The organism is Cytobacillus sp. FSL R7-0696 (assembly GCF_038006865.1).
Taxonomy (GTDB): Bacteria; Bacillota; Bacilli; order Bacillales; family Cytobacillaceae; genus Cytobacillus; species Cytobacillus kochii.
The window spans coordinates 3,476,824-3,499,727 of record NZ_JBBOWA010000001.1 but is presented as its reverse complement, the minus strand read 5'-3'; the positions used below and the strand labels follow the sequence as shown (position 1 = coordinate 3,499,727).

Annotated in this window: 24 protein-coding genes; 8 read left to right on the top strand and 16 right to left on the bottom strand. The window is 35.5% G+C overall.

Annotated elements, in window-relative coordinates:
* Positions 1-18: 18 nt before the first annotated feature.
* From MKX29_RS18110 to MKX29_RS18100, 3 genes are all read left to right on the top strand, one after another.
* Positions 19-336 (top strand): hypothetical protein, encoded by a 318-nt coding sequence (locus MKX29_RS18110; RefSeq protein WP_251161902.1) that lies wholly within the window; start codon positions 19-21, stop codon positions 334-336.
* Between the two features lie 619 nt (positions 337-955).
* Entirely contained in the window at positions 956-2,176 is a 1,221-nt protein-coding gene (locus MKX29_RS18105; RefSeq protein WP_251161903.1) for a peptide ABC transporter permease, read from the top strand.
* A complete protein-coding gene (locus MKX29_RS18100) occupies positions 2,173-2,835 on the top strand; it encodes an ABC transporter ATP-binding protein (RefSeq protein WP_251161904.1) in 663 nt (220 codons plus the stop codon). The genes MKX29_RS18105 and MKX29_RS18100 overlap by 4 nt, the downstream gene beginning before the upstream one ends.
* 858 nt (positions 2,836-3,693) lie before the next feature.
* Here MKX29_RS18100 and MKX29_RS18095 read toward each other — a convergent pair.
* The gene (locus tag MKX29_RS18095; protein WP_251161905.1) at positions 3,694-4,272 is read right to left on the bottom strand and encodes a site-specific integrase; all 579 of its coding nucleotides are present in this window, start codon (positions 4,270-4,272) and stop codon (positions 3,694-3,696) included.
* Between MKX29_RS18095 and MKX29_RS24520 the strand changes: the two genes are divergently transcribed.
* Both MKX29_RS24520 and MKX29_RS24515 read left to right on the top strand, forming a co-directional pair.
* Complete coding sequence (locus MKX29_RS24520; protein WP_373370908.1) at positions 4,272-4,406, top strand: tyrosine-type recombinase/integrase; 135 nt, start codon at positions 4,272-4,274, stop codon at positions 4,404-4,406. The genes MKX29_RS18095 and MKX29_RS24520 overlap by 1 nt on opposite strands.
* A gap of 61 nt (positions 4,407-4,467) precedes the next feature.
* The gene (locus MKX29_RS24515) at positions 4,468-4,857 is read left to right on the top strand and encodes a tyrosine-type recombinase/integrase (RefSeq protein WP_251161906.1); all 390 of its coding nucleotides are present in this window, start codon (positions 4,468-4,470) and stop codon (positions 4,855-4,857) included.
* Positions 4,858-4,878: 21 nt separating this feature from the next.
* Here the strand turns inward: MKX29_RS24515 and MKX29_RS18090 are convergent, their stop codons facing one another.
* Positions 4,879-5,454 (bottom strand): YppG family protein, encoded by a 576-nt coding sequence (locus MKX29_RS18090; protein WP_341106890.1) that lies wholly within the window; start codon positions 5,452-5,454, stop codon positions 4,879-4,881.
* A 298-nt stretch (positions 5,455-5,752) separates the two neighbouring features.
* Here MKX29_RS18090 and MKX29_RS18085 point away from each other — a divergent pair, with 298 nt between their 5' ends.
* Positions 5,753-5,965, top strand: a complete 213-nt coding sequence (locus tag MKX29_RS18085; RefSeq protein WP_095372800.1) for a YppF family protein — start codon at positions 5,753-5,755, stop codon at positions 5,963-5,965.
* Between the two features lie 178 nt (positions 5,966-6,143).
* On the opposite strand, the gene MKX29_RS18080 is transcribed toward MKX29_RS18085, so the two are convergent.
* Together MKX29_RS18080 and MKX29_RS18075 are read right to left on the bottom strand one after the other, a co-directional pair.
* Entirely contained in the window at positions 6,144-6,506 is a 363-nt protein-coding gene (locus MKX29_RS18080; protein ID WP_224937461.1) for a DUF1798 family protein, read from the bottom strand.
* Positions 6,507-6,586: 80 nt separating this feature from the next.
* Positions 6,587-6,847, bottom strand: coding sequence for a hypothetical protein (locus MKX29_RS18075; protein ID WP_224937460.1), 261 nt, complete (start codon positions 6,845-6,847; stop codon positions 6,587-6,589).
* Positions 6,848-7,166: 319 nt separating this feature from the next.
* On the opposite strand from MKX29_RS18075, the gene recU reads away from it, so the two are divergent.
* Together recU and MKX29_RS18065 are read left to right on the top strand one after the other, a co-directional pair.
* Positions 7,167-7,787 (top strand): Holliday junction resolvase RecU, encoded by a 621-nt coding sequence (recU, locus tag MKX29_RS18070; protein ID WP_340975381.1) that lies wholly within the window; start codon positions 7,167-7,169, stop codon positions 7,785-7,787.
* Positions 7,788-7,814: 27 nt separating this feature from the next.
* Complete coding sequence (locus MKX29_RS18065; RefSeq protein ID WP_224937458.1) at positions 7,815-10,457, top strand: transglycosylase domain-containing protein; 2,643 nt, start codon at positions 7,815-7,817, stop codon at positions 10,455-10,457.
* A gap of 122 nt (positions 10,458-10,579) precedes the next feature.
* Here MKX29_RS18065 and MKX29_RS18060 read toward each other — a convergent pair whose 3' ends face one another.
* The 12 genes from MKX29_RS18060 to panB form a co-directional block, all read right to left on the bottom strand.
* Positions 10,580-11,059, bottom strand: a complete 480-nt coding sequence (locus MKX29_RS18060; protein ID WP_224937457.1) for a YpoC family protein — start codon at positions 11,057-11,059, stop codon at positions 10,580-10,582.
* A 6-nt stretch (positions 11,060-11,065) separates the two neighbouring features.
* A complete protein-coding gene (nth, locus tag MKX29_RS18055; RefSeq protein WP_224937456.1) occupies positions 11,066-11,719 on the bottom strand; it encodes an endonuclease III in 654 nt (217 codons plus the stop codon).
* An 18-nt stretch (positions 11,720-11,737) separates the two neighbouring features.
* On the bottom strand, positions 11,738-12,445 hold the full coding sequence (locus tag MKX29_RS18050; RefSeq protein WP_224937455.1) for a DnaD domain-containing protein: 708 nt from the start codon (positions 12,443-12,445) through the stop codon (positions 11,738-11,740).
* A 130-nt stretch (positions 12,446-12,575) separates the two neighbouring features.
* Positions 12,576-13,868 (bottom strand): asparagine--tRNA ligase, encoded by a 1,293-nt coding sequence (asnS, locus tag MKX29_RS18045; protein ID WP_224937644.1) that lies wholly within the window; start codon positions 13,866-13,868, stop codon positions 12,576-12,578.
* 144 nt (positions 13,869-14,012) lie between these two features.
* Positions 14,013-15,203 (bottom strand): pyridoxal phosphate-dependent aminotransferase, encoded by a 1,191-nt coding sequence (locus tag MKX29_RS18040; protein ID WP_341106885.1) that lies wholly within the window; start codon positions 15,201-15,203, stop codon positions 14,013-14,015.
* Positions 15,204-15,280: 77 nt separating this feature from the next.
* A complete protein-coding gene (locus MKX29_RS18035) occupies positions 15,281-15,760 on the bottom strand; it encodes a cell wall elongation regulator TseB-like domain-containing protein (RefSeq protein ID WP_341106884.1) in 480 nt (159 codons plus the stop codon).
* Between the two features lie 12 nt (positions 15,761-15,772).
* Positions 15,773-15,943, bottom strand: a complete 171-nt coding sequence (locus MKX29_RS18030; protein ID WP_191810924.1) for a YpmA family protein — start codon at positions 15,941-15,943, stop codon at positions 15,773-15,775.
* 103 nt (positions 15,944-16,046) lie between these two features.
* Entirely contained in the window at positions 16,047-18,848 is a 2,802-nt protein-coding gene (gene dinG, locus MKX29_RS18025; protein WP_224937452.1) for an ATP-dependent DNA helicase DinG, read from the bottom strand.
* Positions 18,849-19,071: 223 nt separating this feature from the next.
* A complete protein-coding gene (locus MKX29_RS18020) occupies positions 19,072-20,442 on the bottom strand; it encodes a vWA domain-containing protein (protein ID WP_341106882.1) in 1,371 nt (456 codons plus the stop codon).
* Positions 20,443-20,713: 271 nt separating this feature from the next.
* Positions 20,714-21,097 carry an aspartate 1-decarboxylase gene (panD, locus tag MKX29_RS18015; protein ID WP_095372786.1) on the bottom strand — a complete coding sequence of 128 codons (384 nt, stop codon included), beginning with the start codon at positions 21,095-21,097 and terminating at the stop codon, positions 20,714-20,716.
* Positions 21,098-21,118: 21 nt separating this feature from the next.
* Positions 21,119-21,964: a pantoate--beta-alanine ligase gene (panC, locus tag MKX29_RS18010; protein WP_289434057.1), complete on the bottom strand. Its 846-nt coding sequence runs from the start codon at positions 21,962-21,964 to the stop codon at positions 21,119-21,121.
* Positions 21,961-22,797 carry a 3-methyl-2-oxobutanoate hydroxymethyltransferase gene (gene panB, locus MKX29_RS18005; RefSeq protein ID WP_289434058.1) on the bottom strand — a complete coding sequence of 279 codons (837 nt, stop codon included), beginning with the start codon at positions 22,795-22,797 and terminating at the stop codon, positions 21,961-21,963. Before panB ends, panC begins: the two co-directional genes overlap by 4 nt.
* Between the last annotated feature and the right edge of the window lie 107 nt (positions 22,798-22,904).

Sequence of the window (22,904 nt, the reverse complement as noted above, 5' to 3'; positions counted from 1 at the left end):
TGAAATACGAAAAAGAAAATGACAAAACTTATTTGCTCGGTATTGGCAGTTGGTTCAATTGGACTAGGTGCAAATACAGCGTTTGGTGCCTCTTTCGGAAATTCTTCTAGTGGGGCCTCTACTAAAGAAGTTCTTGAAATTAGGTATAATGGGGCTGCCTGGAATTACTCTAGTTCGTTTTATAAGTCTACTTCGTTTAAATACTCACGAAATGGTAAAACTTTGCTAAACAAAACCGCCTATTCTAGCAAAGTGACAGGTTCTATTTGGGACGATTTAAGATGGGGAGACAAGTATACTACGAAATTTTCTTGGAGTCGTGGAGCAAAAAAATAATTTTCTATAATTTTAATATTCATAATTTTTTTGAAAAAATCCAATATAATATAGGAAATCGTTCGGGCCTGATAGGTACTTTTCTACAGGGCCCGATTCGACTTTTAAATCTTATAAAATACCGCATTACTTTAATTATGAATAATAACTAAGTAGTTAATGTCAACTAAAAGGTGATACTATTGAAATATTCTTTATTTAGATTTATCGACGTTATTCAGGCGTTTGCTATCTATCTAATGTGTTTTTCTACAAATTTAATATTTATTTATGTACAAACTTTGGATTTAGGAGATTCTTTTATTTTAGAGTCTTTTTTAGAAAGTATTATAGAGTATCAACTTGTAATAAATATTTTTCTTACATTTATTATGATAGTATTTCACTATCAATTTTTAAATCGTAAGAAAACAGAAATATCCTGCCGAATACTCGTAGGAGATACAATGGTAAATGTTGTAATTCGATATATCTTGAATAGTCTAACTATATTAGTGTTTAGTTTTTTACTGTCACTCTTATTAAACTTCTATTTAGAGTTGAATGTAACCAGTAATCTCTACTTAGTTTTTATTTTTATTATATATATATTAATTAGTGCAGCTAAGGTGGAAAAAGAATGAGAATTTTACGTTTTTTTATACTTAGAATATTTTTAAAAAGACCGATACTTGTTTTGGGTATGATAACATTACTTTTTTTAGCCAATTATCTTTCTTTTACAACTGTTCGTTCAGTTATATCAACTTTTCAAGGCTATGGAGAAATGGAAAATCTAAATCAAGAAGGGACTATTATTGCTAATCTAGACCCAGATAGTGAAGCTGATTTCAATAAAATTAATATAGAAGATACACAAAAAGTATATGAATACTTAAACAACAATTACACTTATGCTCTGCGAGTCGATGGTTTTGTTACTTCATTACCTAATGAACATAAGATGGAAGTTCCTTTCAATTATATCGATGAAGAGGCTTATAAGATAAATCAATTGAAATTATCTCAAGGAGACCACTTAAACTTCAATTATAAATTTAATAAAGATGATATACCTATTTTAGTAGGTGCAGGTTTGGCCACAACATATCCTGTAGGGTCAAATATTGAGATTACAGATCCTGTGACCCAACAACTAGTTAATTTAAAAGTTCAAGGAGTCTTGAAGAAGAATACTCAAAGTTCTAATTTTTATGCTCCCAACTCAAAGAATTATCATAACTTTTCGATTTTTCTACCTATTAATGAAGAATTTATTCAAAATGCGGGTCTTGACCTCCACGTTAATGGTTTAATGGACCTTGTGCTTCTTGATTCGACAAAAGAAGAAGCAATGAATTTAAGAGAAAATATCAAGGAAAATGTAGGTTTAGAGTTTAACTTTTTTAATCAACAAGAAAACTTTGATTTCTTTGAAGATTATTATTTAAATTCATTTATAATCATCTGTACTATCACCCTTATTTTAACTATAATCATTGTAGGTCTAGCTATATGGAATAATTTGGTGAGTGTTCGATTAATGATAAGAGATTTTACAATCAATTTATTAGTTGGATTAAGTTATTCAAAACTAAGAGCAATTTTCTATAGCTATTTTGGAATATTGTTCTCTATTATTCTAGTCATATTATCTATGATAACCGCTTATAATAGATACGGCTCTTGGTTAAGAAACGATTCAACTTTTGCTACTTACGGAATATTTGGCTTAATAAGCATGGATTGGATGGCTTTACTTATTGTTCTTTTTATAGATGTTATTATTGCATTTGTGATTGTTGAACTTACGATGAAAAAAATTAAAAGTATTCCGATATCCGTAGGGGTGTTACAATGAATAGTATAATTAAGCTAGAAATCCAGAAAAAAACATTTAAGAAGAAAGGTTTTTCTATTCTAAATGACTTTGATTTGGAAGTGAAACCTGGGGAAAGACTTTCTATTGTAGGAGAGTCTGGAGTTGGAAAAACTTCTTTACTTAATATCCTTGGCCTACTTGATACAAAATATCAAGGGAATTATAGGCTTTTTGATTCACCTGTTAAGGATTTATCACGAAATAAACTAGCTGAGTGGCGTAATCAAAAAATTGGTTTTGTTCTCCAGGAGTCCTCGCTTATTAATTCTTTGACCATAGAGGATAATATTAAATTGCCGCTTATGTATGGTAACGTTGAAAAAAATCTAACTGTACAAGAGCGCTTTAAACGGATTACTAATAAAATTGGGATTGAGCCCATTTTGAAAAAAAAACCACTTGATTGTTCTGGGGGCCAACGATCTAGGGCCGTTTTTGCTAGGGCCGTAATTATGAATCCCCAAATAATTTTATCAGATGAACCAACTGCGTCTTTAGACTCGGAAAATAAAGAGAAAATTATCAATCTACTATTTGATATGAATAAAGAATTTAATACTACTGTTATTACAGTGACTCATGATTTAGATGTAGCCAATCGGCATGAACGTATAATTACTCTCGAAAGGAATGAATAAAATGGGTTTCATTGCAATGATCATGTCATTTATCCTTGGCATATTCTTCACAAACGGCATTTTTTATACAAGTTTTTTTAGTGCTAGGAATTATTCTCATACTTTTTGCTGTTTATCTAGCATGGCCTAAATAAGAATCATAATTACATATAGCACATTAAATGAGTTATATTTAGTATTGGTTATAAAATCTTGGTTGCCCAATAAGATTCACTAAAACTCTTTTCTGCTTATGAGTTATGGGTGACCCTGATTTTGCTTTATTTTAAACATCTGTTGTTATTTCTTTATACGTATTGTTGGGTATATCTAGTTCTAGTTCATCAATTAATTTATGTTTCAGCACTTAAAGATTGTAATTGGTCAAAAAACCATTCTATTTGCGAAAGATATGACATTTGTTCACTTCCTTGCTTATCGTGTTTATTAGTCCTCGTTTAATTCAAATGTAATGACTACCCATTCTCCTTTTCCTTGATACCATTCAATACTACTTTGAAACACTCTTTAATATCCTTGTTTAGCAATTTCATTCATCCGTTCACCTAATTCAGAAGGTGTAAGACCAAAATATGGTAATATATAGTTAAAAACTTTGAGGTGCGATAACTTGATCAACATAATATTAATTATTTTCTTAGCATTAACTTTTTTTGCCTCTATTACTGCATTAATTAATACTCATAAAATCCTATGAGATCTAACAACGATAAAGGATAAACTAGGAATTAAAGAAGATAACATAAGTTCTAATTCCTTTTTTAAGAATGATCTTGATAAGGATTGATAAAATCGTGAAAACTTATTCCAACTACTTAACGAAACATAATACAAAGTCTATTTCTTAAATAACTTACATTACATATAACGCGCCTGAATTAGAAACTGGACAATTTTATAAACTAAATCATCCACAGCTTCATCTATAATGTCCTGATTAATCCCGATGTACCTCATAGTGACAGATGGGGATGAATGATTAAATATCTGTTGAAGAACTGCAACATCCTTATACTTTTGATAAAAATGATATCCGAATGTCTTTCTAAGGGTGTGCCTGCCGATTTCATCTAAGCCCACCTCTTTGGCAGCAGTATTTAATATCTTCCAAGCTTGCACTCGGTGTATACGGGCGTTTCCTCTTCTGGACTTAAACAAATACTCTGCTTCCTCTTTCTTAACGGTAAAATCCGTAATATGGCGCTTTAGACCGTTGTTAATCTTAAACCGCTTCAATTTACCAGTCTTTTGCTCAGTTATAACGATATGGTTTTTGTTTCTCACATCACCTACCTTCAACTTAAGCAAATCACTTATTCTAAGACCGGTATTAATTCCTAATACGAATAAGAAGTAATTCCTTTCATGCTGGTTCATCAAGACTTCTTTCATTGCAGCAACTTTCTGTAAATCACGTATAGGTTTAACGGTGTTCAATGCAACAACTCCCTTTTCATATTCTTCTATGGCTTCCAGCACATACCGGCATGAGAAAGGGAGAAATTCTCGGGTTAACTTGGGAAGATGTTGATTTTGAATCTAGAAAATTAAAAGTCAATAGAACTATATAAAAAAACAGGAGAATTTCTCTTTCAATCTCCCAAATCACCTTCATCTGTTAGAACAATATATATGGATGACGATCTTATAAGAGTTTTAAAAAAGCAAAAAGTAAAACAAAACATTGAAAAGATGAAGTTTGGGACTGTCTACAAAGAACATAATATGGTTTTTGCACAAGAAACGGGCGAGTTCATAAACCCTACTGCAGTAAACCAATTATTTTCTCGGTTCATTAGACAGTCCAAGCTCCCTCAGATTAGGTTTCACGACCTTAGACATACCCATGCCACTATTTTACTACAAATGGGCGTAAACCCAAAACTAGTGGCCGATAGGTTAGGACATTCTAGCGTTAAGATTACACTAGATACTTATTCTCATGTTCTACCAGAAATGCAACAAAATCTAATAGACCAATTCTCGAAAGCTATGAAAAGTGGTCAAATTGTGAGCAACTAAGTATTGAGGAGCGCTTAAACCCTACACCTTAAAGAAACCACCGACCCCTTTTACCATTGACGACACTTGGTTTACAGCATTCATCATTTGTCCCGCTGTATCCATCATCTTATTAAAATCAAGTGAACCATCTTGTGACTTAAAGCTATTCATAATCGATTGAACATTATTAGGTTGTTTCGCAACAAAAGATTGTTTAGGATACGGGTTCATGGTGTTATATTGGCTTTGCATATTATAAGATTTATTTACCGGCTGTTCATTGGGCTCGAGTGGATTGTGAAAATAATTCGGACTATCCTGTAAAGGGTAGTTTGGTTGGTGATTATTTACATCATGTTGAGGTGGATACATATTCCCATATGGAATTGTCTGATAGGGATAGTTATTCGTGTAAGCATAATTTATTTGAGATTGATTCCATAATGGCTGTTGTTGTCCATTCATTATTGGGTGTGGAACGGACTGCATTACCGGCAGTTGTCTTATTTCAGTAGGGTAGGACATATTAGATTGGTAAGGTGCATAATATGGATTAAAGCTCCATGCAACAGGCATATTTCGTTTACTTTTCTCAGTTCTTTTACGGCCAAACATGGGCAAACATCCTCCTTATTCATCATCATTATACTGTATGATGAATAGGCGCATTAGGTGATTATCCTCAATAATATTTGCATTTTAAACAAGATATCCTTACTTTTCATTCTGTCATTAATTGTTGAACTTTGTCGGAAGTTTAAATTTTTGAAAAATAAACAATCTATTTATTTCGTGTTACTATAAATTTAAAGATTTGTTTTTTCCTACATTTCTTTAAAACTTCATATTTCATCGCATGATTGGATGAGTATCCTTTTAAGATTATTTCATTATTTGGGGGAGGAAGATTCAAATGAATATTCACGAGCTAAAGCAGAAGTTTCAACAAGTGAAGGAAGTTAAGCCAGATCACGCGAACCAACTACTAGATTTCTCTAAACGAGCTTATATCCACAATGAAATTTCCATTTTGGATTATCGAAATCTTGTTCGTGAATTAGAATCATTAGGTGCTGTCATTCCTGAAAGTTTTTTTAAAGACGGATCCCTAATTACTATGAAATAGGAAAAAACATTCATAACTCAGAAGGAAAAAGGAGTCACTTTTTAGTGACTCCTTTTTCCTTCTATTATTTATACTGAAGCCTGCTCTCCCTTTTCCTCTCATTCTTTGTAAGAAAAAGTCGCTCGATTATTTCATTCGCCCAAAGTTAGGACCTTTAAATCCTCAGTCTTAGTCTTGTTCACACTTCACTTTCTTCTACAATTCTTAACAACGTCTCAACAACATATTTTGCAGACTGCAATTGATTTGTAAATCTCGATTTACTTGTTTCAGGATAAAAGGCTTGAATGGAGCATGTTTCAATTTGGTCATAGGCGGAATTAATTTGCATCGGCCACAGCTTCTTCGTTGCTTTGGACTGTAAAAAATGAAGTGCTTCTTCCTGCCATACATCCAACTCTTGTTTCACCTTGTCTGCATAAGGCTTAACTTCGCCGAAAAAATCCGCTTTCTTATTTTCTTTTCTACCATCTATATAGCGCTTCTCTATCCATTCCAAATGCATTAACATCTCTTTTGAGTGTTTGGCTAGCTTGTTCATCATGTTCATCTCCAGTCATTCTGTAAAATCATAGATGAGCTAACCTTATTGTAGCTTACGACTATACTACTCGTAAATGATTAGCGATAACCAAGTTTGTATTTCACAAAATGTGAATCCGTCGTATCTTGTTGATGAAGCTCGTCCATCGGAAATCTTTCTAATTCCTCTAACTTTTTATGACACGCTTCTACTTTTTCTATTTGTTCTTCTTGTTGATTGAACTTTAATTGTTGTAGATTCTTTTGCACAGCTGTCTCTAAAGCCTCCAATTGATTATAGATATCCTCTAGCATGAGTAATAATTCTTGTTTTTCTGTCATATTGGGTTTCATTGACAAGTCATGCCTCCTTTAAGGTCGCGTCTTTGATATAATGTACATTCGCTTTCCTATTTTTTTCTCCTTTGCGATTGACAAAACTAGAACTGATTCGGCAAAGAAAGAAGGATTTTTTATATAATGACCTTCTTTCGACAGCATATGAATAAACGTTTGAAAATATGACTAAACGGCAACACTGAAAAGAAAATGAAACATTTTTGCCTTCTATTACGTCAAATATTACAAAACAAGTACACCTTGTTGGATTAGTGCTTTTTGACCACCCGATTACATCTTGCTTCTGGTATGATAAGGTATAGTTTGTGAGGTGAAGTCTATGGCATTTCATTACCCGAACGGGAGGAAATACGTACCTGCAGAAAAAAGCACATTAGAAAAAAGAAAACGCAAGAATCCGTCATATGGTAAAAGAGGTATGACATTGGAGGACGATATAAACGACAGCAACCAATATTACTTAGATAGAGGGATCGCGGTCATACACAAGAAACCAACACCAGTACAGATTGTTCAAGTGGATTATCCTGCAAGAAGTGCTGCCGTCATTAAAGAAGCATACTTTAAACAGGCATCGACAACTGACTATAACGGCATTTACAAGGGTAAGTATATTGATTTCGAAGCAAAGGAAACTAAAAACACCACTTCATTTCCTTTTAATAACTTCCATTTGCATCAAATTGAACATATGAGGAACATCATTAAACAAAGGGGCATTTGCTTTGTCATTTTACGCTTTTCGACAACTGACGAGTTATTTTTACTAGAAGCTAAGGAATTACTTGTTTTTTGGGAACGCATGGAAAATGGCGGAAGGAAATCGATGACAAAGGATGAAGTGATAGAAAAAGGGCATCGCATAATACTTGGCTTTCAACCGAGAATTGATTATATTAAGATATTAGATAACATTTATCAGCTTGATAGCTCAACATAAGGTTTGAGATAGAAAGGAAGGACTTATATGTCAGAACAGTATAAATCTAGGGAGGAGCGCCGAAAACAACAACAGCAATCACCTAAACCGAAGAAGAAAAAATCAGGAAAAACGTTATTCAAGAAGATTTTTCTCACATTAATTGCACTCGGTATTGTTGGGATGATTGCAGGCGCAGCTACATTTGCCTTTATGGTTAAGGATGCTCCCGAGCTAGATCCAGCACTATTAAAGGACCCTATTCCGTCGGTACTTCTCGATATAAATGGTGAAAAAATTACGGAAGTCGGTGCTGGGAATTTAGATTATGTTGAATATGAAGATATACCTGACCTTGTTGAAAATGCTTTTCTGGCAACAGAAGATGTTCGCTTTTATGAACATAATGGCATGGATTTAATTCGATTAGGTGGAGCAGTTATCGCCAACGTAACAAAAGGTTTTGGTTCTGAGGGCGCTAGTACGATTACTCAACAGGTCGTAAAGAACTCATTCTTAAATAATGAAAAAACAATTAGCCGTAAAGCACAAGAGGCTTGGCTTTCATTCCAATTGGAACGAAAATATACGAAGCAAGAAATCTTTGAAATGTATGTGAATAAAATTTACATGTCAGAAAATAGTCACGGTGTGTTAACAGCATCACGTTTATATTTTGGTAAAGATTTGGATGAACTGGAGTTACATGAAGCCGCATTACTTGCAGGGATGCCGCAAAGTCCAAACAACTATAACCCGTTTACTCATCCAGAAAATGCCGAAAAACGACGTAACATTGTTTTATCTTTAATGAACCAACATGGATTCATTTCCGAAGAGCAAAAGACTGAAGCACAATCCATTCCTGTCACTGAAGGGTTAGTTGCTGAAGGTGAAAGAGAAATAGAAGATGATACACCTTATGATTCATTTGTCGATGTTGTCATTGATGAAGTAACTGAAAAATATCCTGACCTCGATATCTTTTCCGATGGTTTAACAATTCATACAACAGCAGACAAAGATATCCAAAAATATGTTTCAAATATCTTAAATAGCGAAGATGTCATACAATATCCTGATGAAGAATTCCAAGCAGGGATTACTTTATTAGATTCAAGTACTGGTGAAGTTCGGGCGATTGGTGGCGGACGGAATCAAGAAGTAAAACGTGGCTTCAACTTTGCCACAGACCAAAAACGTCAAGCAGGTTCAACATTTAAACCGATCGCCGGATATGCACCTGCCATTGAATTTAATCAATGGGGCACTTATCATACACTTGTTGATGAGCCATATAAATACAGTGAAGGAACCGAAGTAAATAACTGGGATAACTCGTTTAAAGGGACGATGACGATGCGCCAAGCATTGGCAGAGTCACGGAATATACCTGCTGTTAAAGCTATTCAAGAAGTGGGCACTGAGCAATCAATGGAATTTGCTAATCGACTAGGCTTTAACTTTAAAGATGAATATTATGAGTCATCTGTACTTGGTACAAAGGCCGTTTCTCCAATGGAAATGGCAGGTGCTTATAGCGCATTCGCCAATGAAGGTTTCTATACAGATCCTCATACTGTCAAAGCCATTGAAATGCGTGATGGTACGAAAATTGACACCACACCTGAAAGTGAAGCGGTGATGAATGATTACACTGCCTTTATGATTACAGATATGCTGAAGACAGCTATCTCAAGCGGTACCGGTACAACAGCAAATATCCCGGGATTACCTGTAGCTGGAAAAACAGGGACAACAAATTATACAGCAGAAGAAAAACAAAAGTATGATATCCCTAACGGTGCAACACCAGATGCCTGGTTTGCTGGTTATACAACGAATTATACGGCAGCAATTTGGACCGGATATGAAAGTAGGAAGACTTACCTACCATCAAACGGTTACGATCAGAAGATTGCCCAAATGCTCTTTAAAAACATTATGCAATATGCTTCAGAAGGGAAAGAAACAGCTGATTTCAAAATGCCTAACTCTGTTGAAAAAGTGGCGATTGAAAAAGGTAGCAACCCTGCAAAACTAGCAAGCGAATATACACCAAGTGATCAAATTATTACAGAGTACGCTGTCAAAGGAAATGCACCAAAAACAGTCTCTGAAAAGTTCGATAAACTTGAAGCACCGAATGGTTTCAATGCCAAATATAATAAAGAAGCCAATACGATTGAACTCGTATGGAAACATAAAGACAAAGATAATACTCAGTTTGTAGTGACCGGCGCTATTAATGATGGCGGTGCCCAAGAGCTCACGACAACATCTGAAACATCACTTACAATTGAAAATCCTGAACCTGATAGCACATATACATTCACCGTCAAAGCAGTTCAAGATGATAAGGAAAGTGATGCTGCCCAAACATCTGTTGACATACCGGCCACTGAAGAAGAGCCAGAAGAAGTCGAACCACCTGACGAAGAAACACCAGGTGATGGACAACAACCACCTGGAGACGAAGAAGGTGGCAATGAGAACGAGAATGGCAATGGTGACGGAAATAACAGCGAAAATGGCGATGGAAATGGAAATAACAATGGTGAGGGCAACGATAACAACAATGGTAATGGTAATGAGAATGAGAATGGTAATGAAGATAATAGTGAAGAAGAAAATCAATCACCTGAAGAAGAACAACCACCATCACCACCAGATGAAAACCCTGAGGAATAATCGTTATGTTAAAGGCAGAGAAGCTATCTTCTCTGCCTTTATCTTACCTGTGTGATTGTTTCAAAATATTCAAGAAGGCATTTGCTAAAGCTTCTGCATAATAAAAAACACTCTTCGCATTTTTAGTGCTTCGAGTGTTTTTTTCTTACCCTATTCTTAGCATCTAATTTAATTACTTCATTCATGAGTTCTATTAATTGAATAAAAGCTAAATGAAGTGCAGGTTGCCCCATAATAAATTGTAATCGATCGGCAAAGTTGAATGGGAGATGTACCAAACCATCACCTATTTGTTGTTCATCCAGTGATACTGGTTTTTCATTTAACCAATACACATATTGAACTAAAAGGGCAACTCCCAAAACCATGAGTTGCTCTGCTTCCTGCTTATCTCTTTGTTGATGGGCTGATTTTAGCCTGATCTTTAATTGATCCCATTCTTTAAGAATCATTGCGATGAATCGCTCTGACTCTTCCCAGGGTTTTTCAGAAGCTATTCCTTGATACAACTGTCTTTCGTAATAAAATGGGACAAACTCCCCTACTTGATCCTGTATATTATTAAAAAAAGGATGCTGTAACCTTTTTAACCGCTCATTCATATTATTTTACGCACCTAAACTTTTCATTCTCTTTTTACCTTCTCTACAAATATCAAGAACTGGACATTCTTGGCACTTTGGATTTTGTGCTTTGCAATGATAACGCCCAAAGAAAATTAAGCGATGGTGGGTCACAGACCACTCTTCTTCTGGTATTTTCTTCATAAGTGCTTTTTCGACCTCTAGAACTGAATCCTTCCATCTACAAAAGCCAAGACGTTTACTTACCCTCTCCACATGTGTATCAACAGCTATTGCAGGGACATTATAGGCCACTGATACAACCACATTCGCTGTCTTCCTTCCGACTCCTGGTAACTTTGTTAATTCATCGCGATCAGCAGGAACCACACCATCATAGTCATCTATTAACATGCGACATAGTTTTTGAATGTTTTTTGCCTTATTTCTATATAAACCAATCGAGCGGATATCCTGTTGTAATTCTTCAATGGATACATTTAAATAATCCTCTGGTGTTTTGTACTTTAAAAAAAGCTTGCTCGTCACTTTATTCACTAATACATCGGTACACTGCGCTGATAATGCCACCGCAATAACAAGTTCAAAAGGATTCTTATGAACGAGCTCGCAGTGAGCATCGGGAAACATTTCTCCCATTTTATCTAAACAATATCTAATGTCTTTCTTATTTAACATATATCATCACCATTCAAACTATTGTTCTAACCAATTATAAAAAGGTAGCGACTCATTTCTCTTATCACTATTCTCTACACTTTTCATTCTCTTCACTTGGTTTTGTCTAAATTTCTTCCCTTGATTTGTTGCTTGTTCTACTGTTTTTATACCATTCTTTTTCCACTCAAACAAGATGCGATCAATATAGCGGAAATTCAATTTACCAGATATCACCGCTTCTTTTAAGGCCGCCTTAATGATTTTCACCTCATGATGGTCATCATCTAACCAAAGGGCTAGAGTTTCACATTCAAAAGGAGAAAGTGGCCTGCCAAATTCACTTTCAAACACTGAATACAAATCAATTTCGTCTTGCTGATTTTCTTTTGCTTCTTTTCTTTTATCTGCAATTAAAAAAGCATCTGCTAATTTTTCCCAAAAACTATCTAAACAGTATTTTTCAAAGCGAATACCTTCTTCACTATAACCCTCATTTATAGTGATTAACCCTTTTTGTATTAAACGGCGAAGCATCCCCGCACAGTCCTCTGCTGAATAAGTCATTACTTCTGCAAGTTCAAAAGGTGTTGGGAAGTCATTTCCCTTGTCACTAATTGAAATCAAATGGAGGATAAGGACTACTTCTTCTTCTTTTAGGTTCATTGCTTTGTACTGCGTTAATAAAGCTCCAGGAATTGTAATGTCTTTTTCCTGTAACCATTTTAATAATATCTTCTTTGGCATCATACACACCTCCATACAAGTATATCATGAACCCTTTTAAGAAAAGTATAGAAATGTATTCAAATAAAAGGTGTAAAAAAGTGAAAAAGAGCCACAAAATGACTCTTTTTCGTGTGTTATTGTGAAAAGCTTACGGATATAAGCGGTTTAAAAGTCTTGGGAATGGAATCGACTCTCTCACATGCTCCACGCCACTAATCCAAGCAACTGTTCGCTCTAGACCTAATCCAAAACCAGAATGAGGAACTGAACCGTATTGTCTTAATTCTAAATACCATTTGTATGCATCCATATCTAATTCATGTTCTGCTAATCTTTGTTTCAATAGCTCGTAATCGTGGATACGCTCTGATCCGCCAATAATTTCACCATATCCTTCTGGCGCTATTAAATCCGCACAAAGGACAACATCTTCTCTTTCAGCATCTGGCTGCATGTAGAAAGGCTTGATTTTTGTTGGGTAATGTGTAATAAAAACGGGTTTATCATAGCTCTCGGCAATCGCTGTTTCGTGTGGCGCGCCAAAGTCTTCTCCCCATGTGATATCATCAAACCCTTTTTCTTGTAAAAATGTAATGGCTTCATCATATGAAATTCTTGGGAATGGTGCTTGAATTTTCTCCAATTTAGACACATCTCTGTCTAATGTCTTCAATTCAACTTGGCAGTTTTTCACAACAGCTTGGACAATATAGGAGACATATTCTTCTTGCACTTTCAAATTGTCTTCAAACTCATAAAAAGCCATTTCCGGTTCAATCATCCAAAATTCGATTAGATGGCGTCTCGTTTTTGACTTCTCAGCTCGGAATGTTGGCCCAAACGAGAAAACTTTCCCTAAAGCCATCGCCGCAGCTTCCATATATAATTGACCGCTCTGAGATAAGTATGCATCTTCATCGAAGTACTTAGTAGCAAATAACTCAGATGTCCCTTCAGGTGCACTACCTGTTAGAATTGGTGGATCAACCTTTGAGAAACCATTTTCATTAAAGAATTCATATGTAGCACGAATGATTTCATTTCGAATTTTCATGACAGCATGTTGTTTTCGTGAGCGTAACCATAGGTGGCGGTGATCCATCAAAAACTCTGTTCCATGATTTTTCGGTGTAATTGGATAATCAGTAGATTCATGAATCACTTCTACACCTGTAACGAGTAATTCATATCCCAAAGGTGAACGATCTTCTTTTTGTACTTTCCCTATTACGTACACACTAGATTCTTGTGTAACCGATTTTGCTGCTTTAAATACTTCTTCAGATACATCTGCTTTTACGACCACACCTTGGATAAAGCCAGACCCATCACGTAGCTGTAGAAAGGCAATTTTCCCACTGGAGCGTTTATTAGCAATCCATGCACCAATTTTCACTTCTTGATCAACATATTTATACGTTTCAGCAATTGTCGTTTTAATCAATTTAATACCCCTTCCAAAAACATTTACCAATTAGATTCAAGTCGCCTTTATTATACCCTTCTCTGATTCTCGAGGCAACTTTTCATCATACATAACTCTTGCATGAAAAAAGGAAGTGAAGGGCTCCACTTCCTTTAACGATTACTGCAGTTTATGATTCACAAATTCATGCATTCGACGAACAGCGGCTTCTAATAGGTCAAGTGATGTTGCATAGGATAAACGAATATTTTTCGGAGATCCAAAACCAGAACCAGGAATAACAGCTACCTTCGCTTCTTCTAATAAACCTTTTACAAACGCATCAACATCTTCATAACCTGTAAGCTTTGCTGCTTCTTCTACGTTAGGGAAGAGATAAAAAGCACCTTGTGGTTTAATACATGTGAAACCTGGAATAGCTACTAATTGTTGATAGATAATATTTAAACGTTCTTCAAACGCATTTTTCATTTCTTCTACAGGTTGCTGTGAACCATTATACGCTGCAATCGCGCCGTATTGAGAAGGAGTAGTTGGATTAGACGTACTATGACTTGCTAGGTTTGTCATTGCTTTTATAATGGCTGTATTTCCGGCAGCATAACCAATTCTCCAACCTGTCATTGAATGAGACTTTGAAACGCCATTAATGATAATCGTCTGCTCTTTCAATTCTGGACTGATTTGTGCGATCGAAATATGCTGATGTCCATCATAAGTCAACTTTTCATAGATTTCATCAGAAATAATTAAGATATTATGTTTCAAACAAAACTCACCAATCGCTTCTAGTTCCGGCTTGCTATAGAGCATGCCTGTAGGGTTACTAGGTGAATTAATGATCACAGCTTTTGTGCGATCTGTTATAACGCTCTCTAACTGCTGAGGCGTGACCTTATATTCATTTTCTTCAAGACCATCAATAAATACTGGCTTTCCGCCTGCTAGTTTAACTTGCTCTGGATAACTTACCCAATACGGAGTTGGAATAATGACCTCATCACCTTTATTTAAGATGACTTGGAATAAAGTGTATAACGCATGCTTAGCACCACTTGTAACAATAATATCTGACGCTGGAATATCAATCCCTTGATCTTGTTTAAACTTGTTAGAAATAGCTTCTTTGAGTTTTGGTAGTCCTGCAGCTGCAGTATACTTCGTATATCCTTCATTCATTGATTGAACAGCTTCATCAATAATATGCTGGGGTGTATTAAAGTCTGGTTCACCCGCACCTAAACCAATAACATCAATTCCTTGTGCCTTCATTTCTTTTGCCTTAGCTGTAATTGCTAAAGTTGTAGATGGTGTCAGTGATTGCACTCTTTGTGCTAGTTCAAAGTTCATTATCCTAATCCTCCAGAATGTGTAATCTATCATTTTATATATGAACTGACCATAGAATAGTCAGCCGAACCACTTATTTAAAGATTTTCTAATATTTTTAATTCTTCGTTACCTGTCTCATAATCTATTACATAATAATTAAGAAGACCTTCGCCAGTTTTATAGGAAATCTCCCACAGAGGGATAGATTTTTCCATTCCAAGGTTGACAGAAATAATATCAGTGGGATTTTTTTTATTCATTACCTTTTCGATTGCTTCTTCTTTCGAAATCCCATCTTTTTTATTTTTTATGATTACTTCATCCTTAGAATCGGCTGAAACCCATACATACACCTCTTCATCTTCTTTTGTAATTCCATCAATAATGTAATACGTTTCATTACCATTATATAGAGTTACTCTTTTTACGGTCTGTAGATTCGCCTCATTTTCCGCTTTTTCTTTTGCCACTTTTTCCGCTTGATTTATCGGCTCCATCGCTTTTATATAAACATTTGCCGAAAAACCGATAATGACAACCATAATGGCTAGTACGATGATTAGTATTTTTTTCATTCTTTTCACTACCTATGTACGATATATTGTAAAAACAGCTTTGCTATCATCATCCTTATCCAATGCTAAGCCGAACATTAAATCTTTTTCTTTTAGTGTTCTGTTTAAACTATCAACAATTTTGTATAAATCTGGACTATTTTGAATCGTTACTGTTGATAAGATCTCAATCTTGCTTTCCATCTGTATTTCCTCCTTGACAAGTAAGGCCCATTTTCTTTGTTACGTCTAATAGTATACCAGTAAAAGTGGTTTGCATAAATATTAGACGATTAGTTTTTAAAAATTATAACCATTGTTCAATGATATGAATCGTTTCATTCAAATCACACTCTTTTGCTTCTACAGACGGTATCGATTGTAGAAAAGCTTTTCCATAACTTGCGGTTTTAATTCTTCTATCAAATACAATCACAACACCCCTGTCAGTATTCGAACGAATTAAGCGGCCGAACCCTTGTTTAAAACGAATCACAGCTTCCGGTATGGCGAGCTCTTTAAAAGGATTTCCCCCATCTCTTTTCATCTTTGCAGCTTTCGCACTAGCTACAGGGTCATCTGGCGGTGCAAATGGTAGGCGAACGATAATCAAGCACGATAAGTCTTCTCCAGGAATATCTACTCCTTCCCAAAAACTACTTGCGCCTAATAATATTGCTTTATCAAACTTTTGGAAATTTCTTGTCAATCGCGAACGACTACCCCCTGAGATTCCTTGAGCAAAGATCGCATAATCACTAAGAAAGTCCGATTCCTTTATGAGTTGATATGTTTCTTTAAGCATTTCAAATGAAGTGAATAAAATGAGCATACGTCCCTTGGTTACTTCGGCAATGGAAATAATTTGCTCTGCGATACTGGCAATATACTCTTCCATTTTCACCGTTTTTATATCTGGTAAGTCTTTCGGTATAATCATTTTCACTTGTCTTTCATATTGAAATGGTGAAGGGATTTGCTGACTAGTACAAGGTAAACCTTCTAGGCCCAATTCTTTCTCCATATATTGAAACGACTGATTTACGGTCATTGTAGCAGAGGCTAAAACAACGCTTTTTTTCTTGGTAAAAAAGGACTGACTTAGTCGTTCAGAGACATCTAATGGTTCCGCATAAATAGAAGTGACATTCTGAATTGCACGTAAATCAACTTCTACCCAAGATGCTAAGGGGAAATTTTGGCTGTTTTTAAAAAAGAAGTGCAACGAATTGACATAACCTTCTAATTCCCTTACAGCTGATGAGACATCCTCTAATAAAGGCTGCGACTTCTCCGCAATAGGAGATGGTCCATTCTGAATAGCATGTAACCTTGCTGTCAACATTTGTATAACCTCTTTTAGAATAGAAGAAAACCTCTCCACTTGGATGTCAATTTGACGCCCATATTTAGCGATTAGATTTTGGACATTCATTTTCACTCGCACTAATTTACTCTTCTTAGGACTAGATTTTTGCACAAGCTTCGAAATTAAGTAAAAGAACTCATCCATTTCTCTATGTAAGCTCTCCATCATTTCATTGACCTCAAATGAATGAATAACCTCATTTGAAACACCGACTTCTTCTAGCAATTGCTCAAGCTGAAAGATCCACTCTTTTTGTTCGAATAATCCTAATTTATTAATTGTGAGCCGAACAGTCATAAAATCTAGCATGCGTCCAAAATAAGGAGATGCAGCTTTTACAAAATGATGAGCCTCATCAATAATTGCATATTGATATGATGGCAATATATCATAATCACTGATTGTATCAGAAAGTAACATACTGTGATTCGTAATAATCAATTGTGCTGACTCAGCTTGCTTCTTTGCACGATTATAAAAGTCTTTTTCTCTAAAGTCCTTGTCGTTAATAAATAACATGCGGTTATTTTTAATTTGATTCCAATACAATTGACCGCCACTAGATAAATTAAGTTCGTCGACATCGCCTGTTGTTGTTTCTGTTAACCATACTAAAATTTGCATCTTCGTTAAGCATGTATCATAGTTATCATCATGACTTCTAAGTGTATGAATAAACTTTGCTAAACTAATATAATGATTTCTTCCCTTTAGAATACTTGCCTTGATGGGCATTGGTATCATTTGCGTTAGTAAGGGTAAGTCCTTCTGAAGCAATTGATCTTGAAGTTGAGTTGTGAAGGTACTAATCACGATTCTTTCGTTTTCCTGCAAAGAAAAAATAATCGAAGGAAGTAAATAAGCCAATGATTTACCTACACCAGTTCCTGCTTCAATAAGTGAATGTTGTTCGGAAATAAATGCCTTATAAACGGCATCCATCATCTGATATTGTCCCTCTCGTGATTCAAAAGGTTTGAACACTTTTTGCAAATAAGCTTCTTTTTCTTCTTTTGTATAAGGATACAAGATACCAGATTTGTTTAATTTCCCTACTTGCTTGTTTTGACTTTTACGAAGAGCGATCCCATGATTAATTTCTAAATTGCTAGGAAGGGATTGATGGCTCTCCTCTTTCCATTGAATCCAATCATCTAAATATAAATCTAAGTCACTTTTTAAGCCAAAGGAAATATCTTTTAATTGTTTCAAAGTAAGCAATGGTAAGCTTTTCATTTTCTGTTCTAATATTAAAAGTAATTCTGCTGTTACATAAGCATCGCTATCCGCTTGATGTGGTCTCTCATGAGAGAGCCCTAAGTTTAGCGATAAATCAGATAGCTTATAGCTATCCTCACTTGGTAAAAAAATCCTTGCCAGTTCAACTGTATCTATAATTGGGCCATAAAAACCTGCTAAACCAGCCATTTTAAACTCTTCCTGTAAAAACGATAAATCAAAAAGGACATTATGTGCAACGAAGTAGGCACCTTCAAGCATTTGCTCCACTTTCTTGGCAATCTCTGAAAATTTAGGTGCAGAGGCCACCATTTCGTCTGTTAGTCCGGTTAGTTCTTCTATAAATGGAGGGATACTGTGACTTGGTTGTACAAGTGAAGCGTACTGTTCAGTTATCTGTCCATTTTCAATCACTACTGCTGCTAATTGTATAATTTGATCACCCTTTTTAGGTGAATTTCCTGTTGTTTCTAAATCTACGACAACATATTTATTACTCATGGTTACACCTCGAACATTCTGTCACACAAAACGTTATCATAAAAAGGATAAAAGAGAAAGTTATCTTTCTTTATTTCGCAAATGAGGGTTTTAATCATCAAAAAAATACCTTTGTTTATTTAAATAAATATAATAAATTTGCATAACCTTATCAATTTACACCCTACCAAATGAGCATTTACTCCTCTTCTGAATACTTTTGCAAATTGTACATTTTATCTTCTTATTCACTCACATTTTTTAAGAATATCTCACTAATCTCTTCCCAGTTATCAAGAAATGATTCCCTGTTCAGTTGATCCAGTTCAAGATAAAGATTACGTGCTTCTTTATCGACTTGTAAATAGTATGCCCGATAGTTTTCATCTAAGCGTAAGAAAACATCGGTATCTATCTTGTTTTCCTCATTTAAATAATTGATAGCCAATTGTAGATTTTTACGCTCTCTATTCATCTTTTCCTGCTCTTTTTGATGCCAGTCATTTAATTGTTTTTGCACCGTTTTATTAAGATTATTAATGGCATCATTGCTATTTCTATGCCATTCTGACCATACTTCAGCCATTTCCGTGGTTCGTTTAAATTCTGCCTTTAGATCCTCTTGATTTTGGACATTAATAAACTGTCCATTTGCAGCCCTTGCCATTTCTTTCAATTGCGTTAAACCATCGTTATTAACTTGATAGCCAATGATTTGAACGACTGGACTTAAGTTAGAATCACTCAGTTTTTCCATTGCCTGTACAGGATTTCCTCCACAAGTTTCGATTCCATCACTCACAAGATAAATAATATTCGTATTCTCTGAACCATCATGTGATTCTAAATTAACCATTGCTTGTTCAACTGCTTTTGTCATTGGTGTCCATCCAGCTGGATTAAATTTACCTAGGGCATTTGTAAACTCTTTACTATCATAGGCTGAAAGAGAATACACTTGTTCTACGGTACTGCATGAAACCTCTTTATCTGCTTCATCTCCTGTTCCTTTATGTCCATATACAGTTAATGAAACTTTCGCTTTTTCTGGCAAACTATCAACAAATTGATTAATCGCTTCTTTTGCAAGTTCCATTCTTGTTTTTCCATTTTCTAGAGCACCCATACTACCACTAGCATCAAGTAATATAGCTACATTATAATTTTTCTTTAATTGGCTTTCCTCTTCAGTAACGGTTGGATCTGCAAATTTCATTGCTTGCCATTGATCAATCGGTACATTTGGCATACTTAAATTCTCTTTAAATAGGGAAAAGATTTCACGTTCATAGGCATCAATCTCTTCTTCTGTAGCCTCCATCGTAATAGAGGGTAGCTGATCAAGTGCCGACTTTACTTCATTGGAAAATTCCTTCATCGCCCATTCCCCTGTGTAACCATAGTCAACTGATTCCTTAAACGATTGGGGAATAGGTAACAAAGTTTGAGAAACTGGATTTTCTTCATCTTTTATATCATTTGCTTTATCTGCTACAGCCTCAATTGATTTATCCTCATCTATAACTTCTTCTTTTTTTGTCTCTTCGTTACTACATGCAACAATGATAAATATCGACAACACTGCTAATGCAAATAAAAACGCGGTTTTTTTCACCTTGATCGTCTCCTTCAATGGTTTATTTCTCTTTATCCCTTCATACTCATACGAATTATTTTACCATTATTAACTAAAACTGTTGTCATTTTGTACAAAAAGAAACTATGAAAATAACAAGTCTGCAATGACCCCTTTCGGCTAATAATAAATTAGTAACCATTTGTGTCGATAAACACAATAAAATAAAAAGCACAAACAAATCCTTTTTAAAACAGAATTTGTTCGTGCTTATTCAATCAAGCATTTTTCTCAAACAGTTCAGGCATTTTCACAAAATCGTACTAGCTGGTTCCTGGTGAAGCATATCAATTATTTGATTATCTGCTCCCATAATCGCTACTTTTGGTTGATGACCTTTGAGTTTTTCCTCCGCTACTTGAGCATATGAAATGATAATCACAATATCCCCTTGTTGCACGAGACGTGCGGCAGCGCCGTTAACACAAATAACACCACTCCCTCTTTCACCAGGGATAATATACGTTTCGAATCTTGCTCCATTATTATTATTAACGATTTGTACCTTCTCATTTGGTAACATATCAACAGCATCTAAAATATCACTATCAATCGTAATACTGCCGACGTAGTTTAGGTTCGCTTCTGTTACTGTTGCTCTATGAATTTTGCCATTCATCATTGTTCTGTACATATTAAACCCTCCTCTATGACCTCATGCTGTGATGATGATATTATCGATTAAGCGGGCATTGGAAAATTTCACGGCCAACGCAATAATGATTACACCGTTAACTTCATTGCTTGGTTGTAATTCTGGATAAGAAAGAATTTCAATATAATCGACTTCACCACTTGTCTTCTCATGGAGCATTGTTTTCATCACTTCAATTATACGAGCTGTATTTCTTTCTCCTTCTGTGATGATTGCTTCCGCTGCCTGTAAACTCTCAAAAAGCACAGCCGCCTCTTTGCGTTCTATTTCTGTTAAAAATACATTTCTTGAGCTCTTTGCCAAGCCATCACTTTCTCTCACCGTATCCACCGCAATGAGTTCAATCGGAAAATTTAAATTTTTTACAAGCAAATCTATTACTGCAAGTTGTTGTGCGTCTTTTTTACCGAAGTAAGCTCTTTCCGGCTGAATAATATTAAATAATTTAGAAACAACCACGACAACACCGTCAAAATGTCCAGGTCTAGAAGCACCACAAAGTCTTTCTGTTCTTTCTTCAACATGCATTGTTATCGCTTGCTTCTGCGGATACATTTCTTCTGCTGTTGGATGAAACAGGTAATCTACCTTCACTTCTGCTGCTAATTGCATATCTCTGTCTAAATTCCTCGGATAAGTGGCCAAATCTTCATTTTCTCCGAACTGTAGCGGATTTACAAAAACACTCATGACGACTATATCATTCTGTAAACGTGCTTTTTTAGCTAGTGTTAAGTGGCCTTCATGCAAATAACCCATAGTCGGGATAAGCCCAATTGATTTCCCTTCTCTTTGGAAGTCTTTGATGATTTTCTGCATTTCTTTGATGCTTGTCACTTTTTTCATTTCTTTCCTCCGTAGAGACTTAAAAGTTCTTCTTCTTTCATATTAAAAGAATGGCTATCCTCTGGAAATTGTCCACTCTTAACCTCTTTTACATACGCAGAAATGGCTTCTTCCATCATTTCTCCACTATTTAAATAGCGCTTAACAAACTTTGGTACCCGCTCCACGCCATATGTGAGAATGTCGTGGTACACAAGTACTTGGCCATCTGTATGCACACCCGCACCAATCCCAATTGTCGGGATATTTAAGATTAATGATACTTCTTTAGATAGCTGTTGCGGCACACATTCAAGAACAAGAGCAAAAGCCCCCGCCTGTTCACATTTTCTTGCATCATTGATTAGTTTTTGGGCTGCTTTTGCATCTTTACCCTGTACTTTATAACCACCTAACACACCAACTGATTGTGGTGTTAAACCTAAATGTGCGACAACTGGTATACCTGCATTTGTCATTGCAGCAATTTTATCTATTACTTCATCTCCACCCTCAACCTTAACTGCATGAGCACCAGTTTCTTGAATCAGGGTTCTCGCATTTATGAGCGCATCTTCCATGGAAATATGGTAGCTCATAAACGGCATATCTACCACGATAAAAGTGTCTTTTGCCCCACGCTTCACAGCTTTAGCGTGGTGAATCATATCATTCATTGTGACCGGAATCGTTGAATCATAACCTAATACAACCATTCCTAGTGAGTCGCCGACAAGAATCATATCGACATTAGCTTGCTCTGATAATTTAGCCTGTGGAAAATCGTATGCCGTGAGCATGGCTATTTTCTCACCTTTACTTTTCATTTTCAAAAAATCAGTCGTTTGTTTCATCCTACTTCCTCCTTTTTTAATAGGAAGAGGTGATGATCTACTGATAATGAGAAAGACATAAAAATAACCTTCTACAAAAAAAGTGCAGAAGGATAGTGTATGTTCTC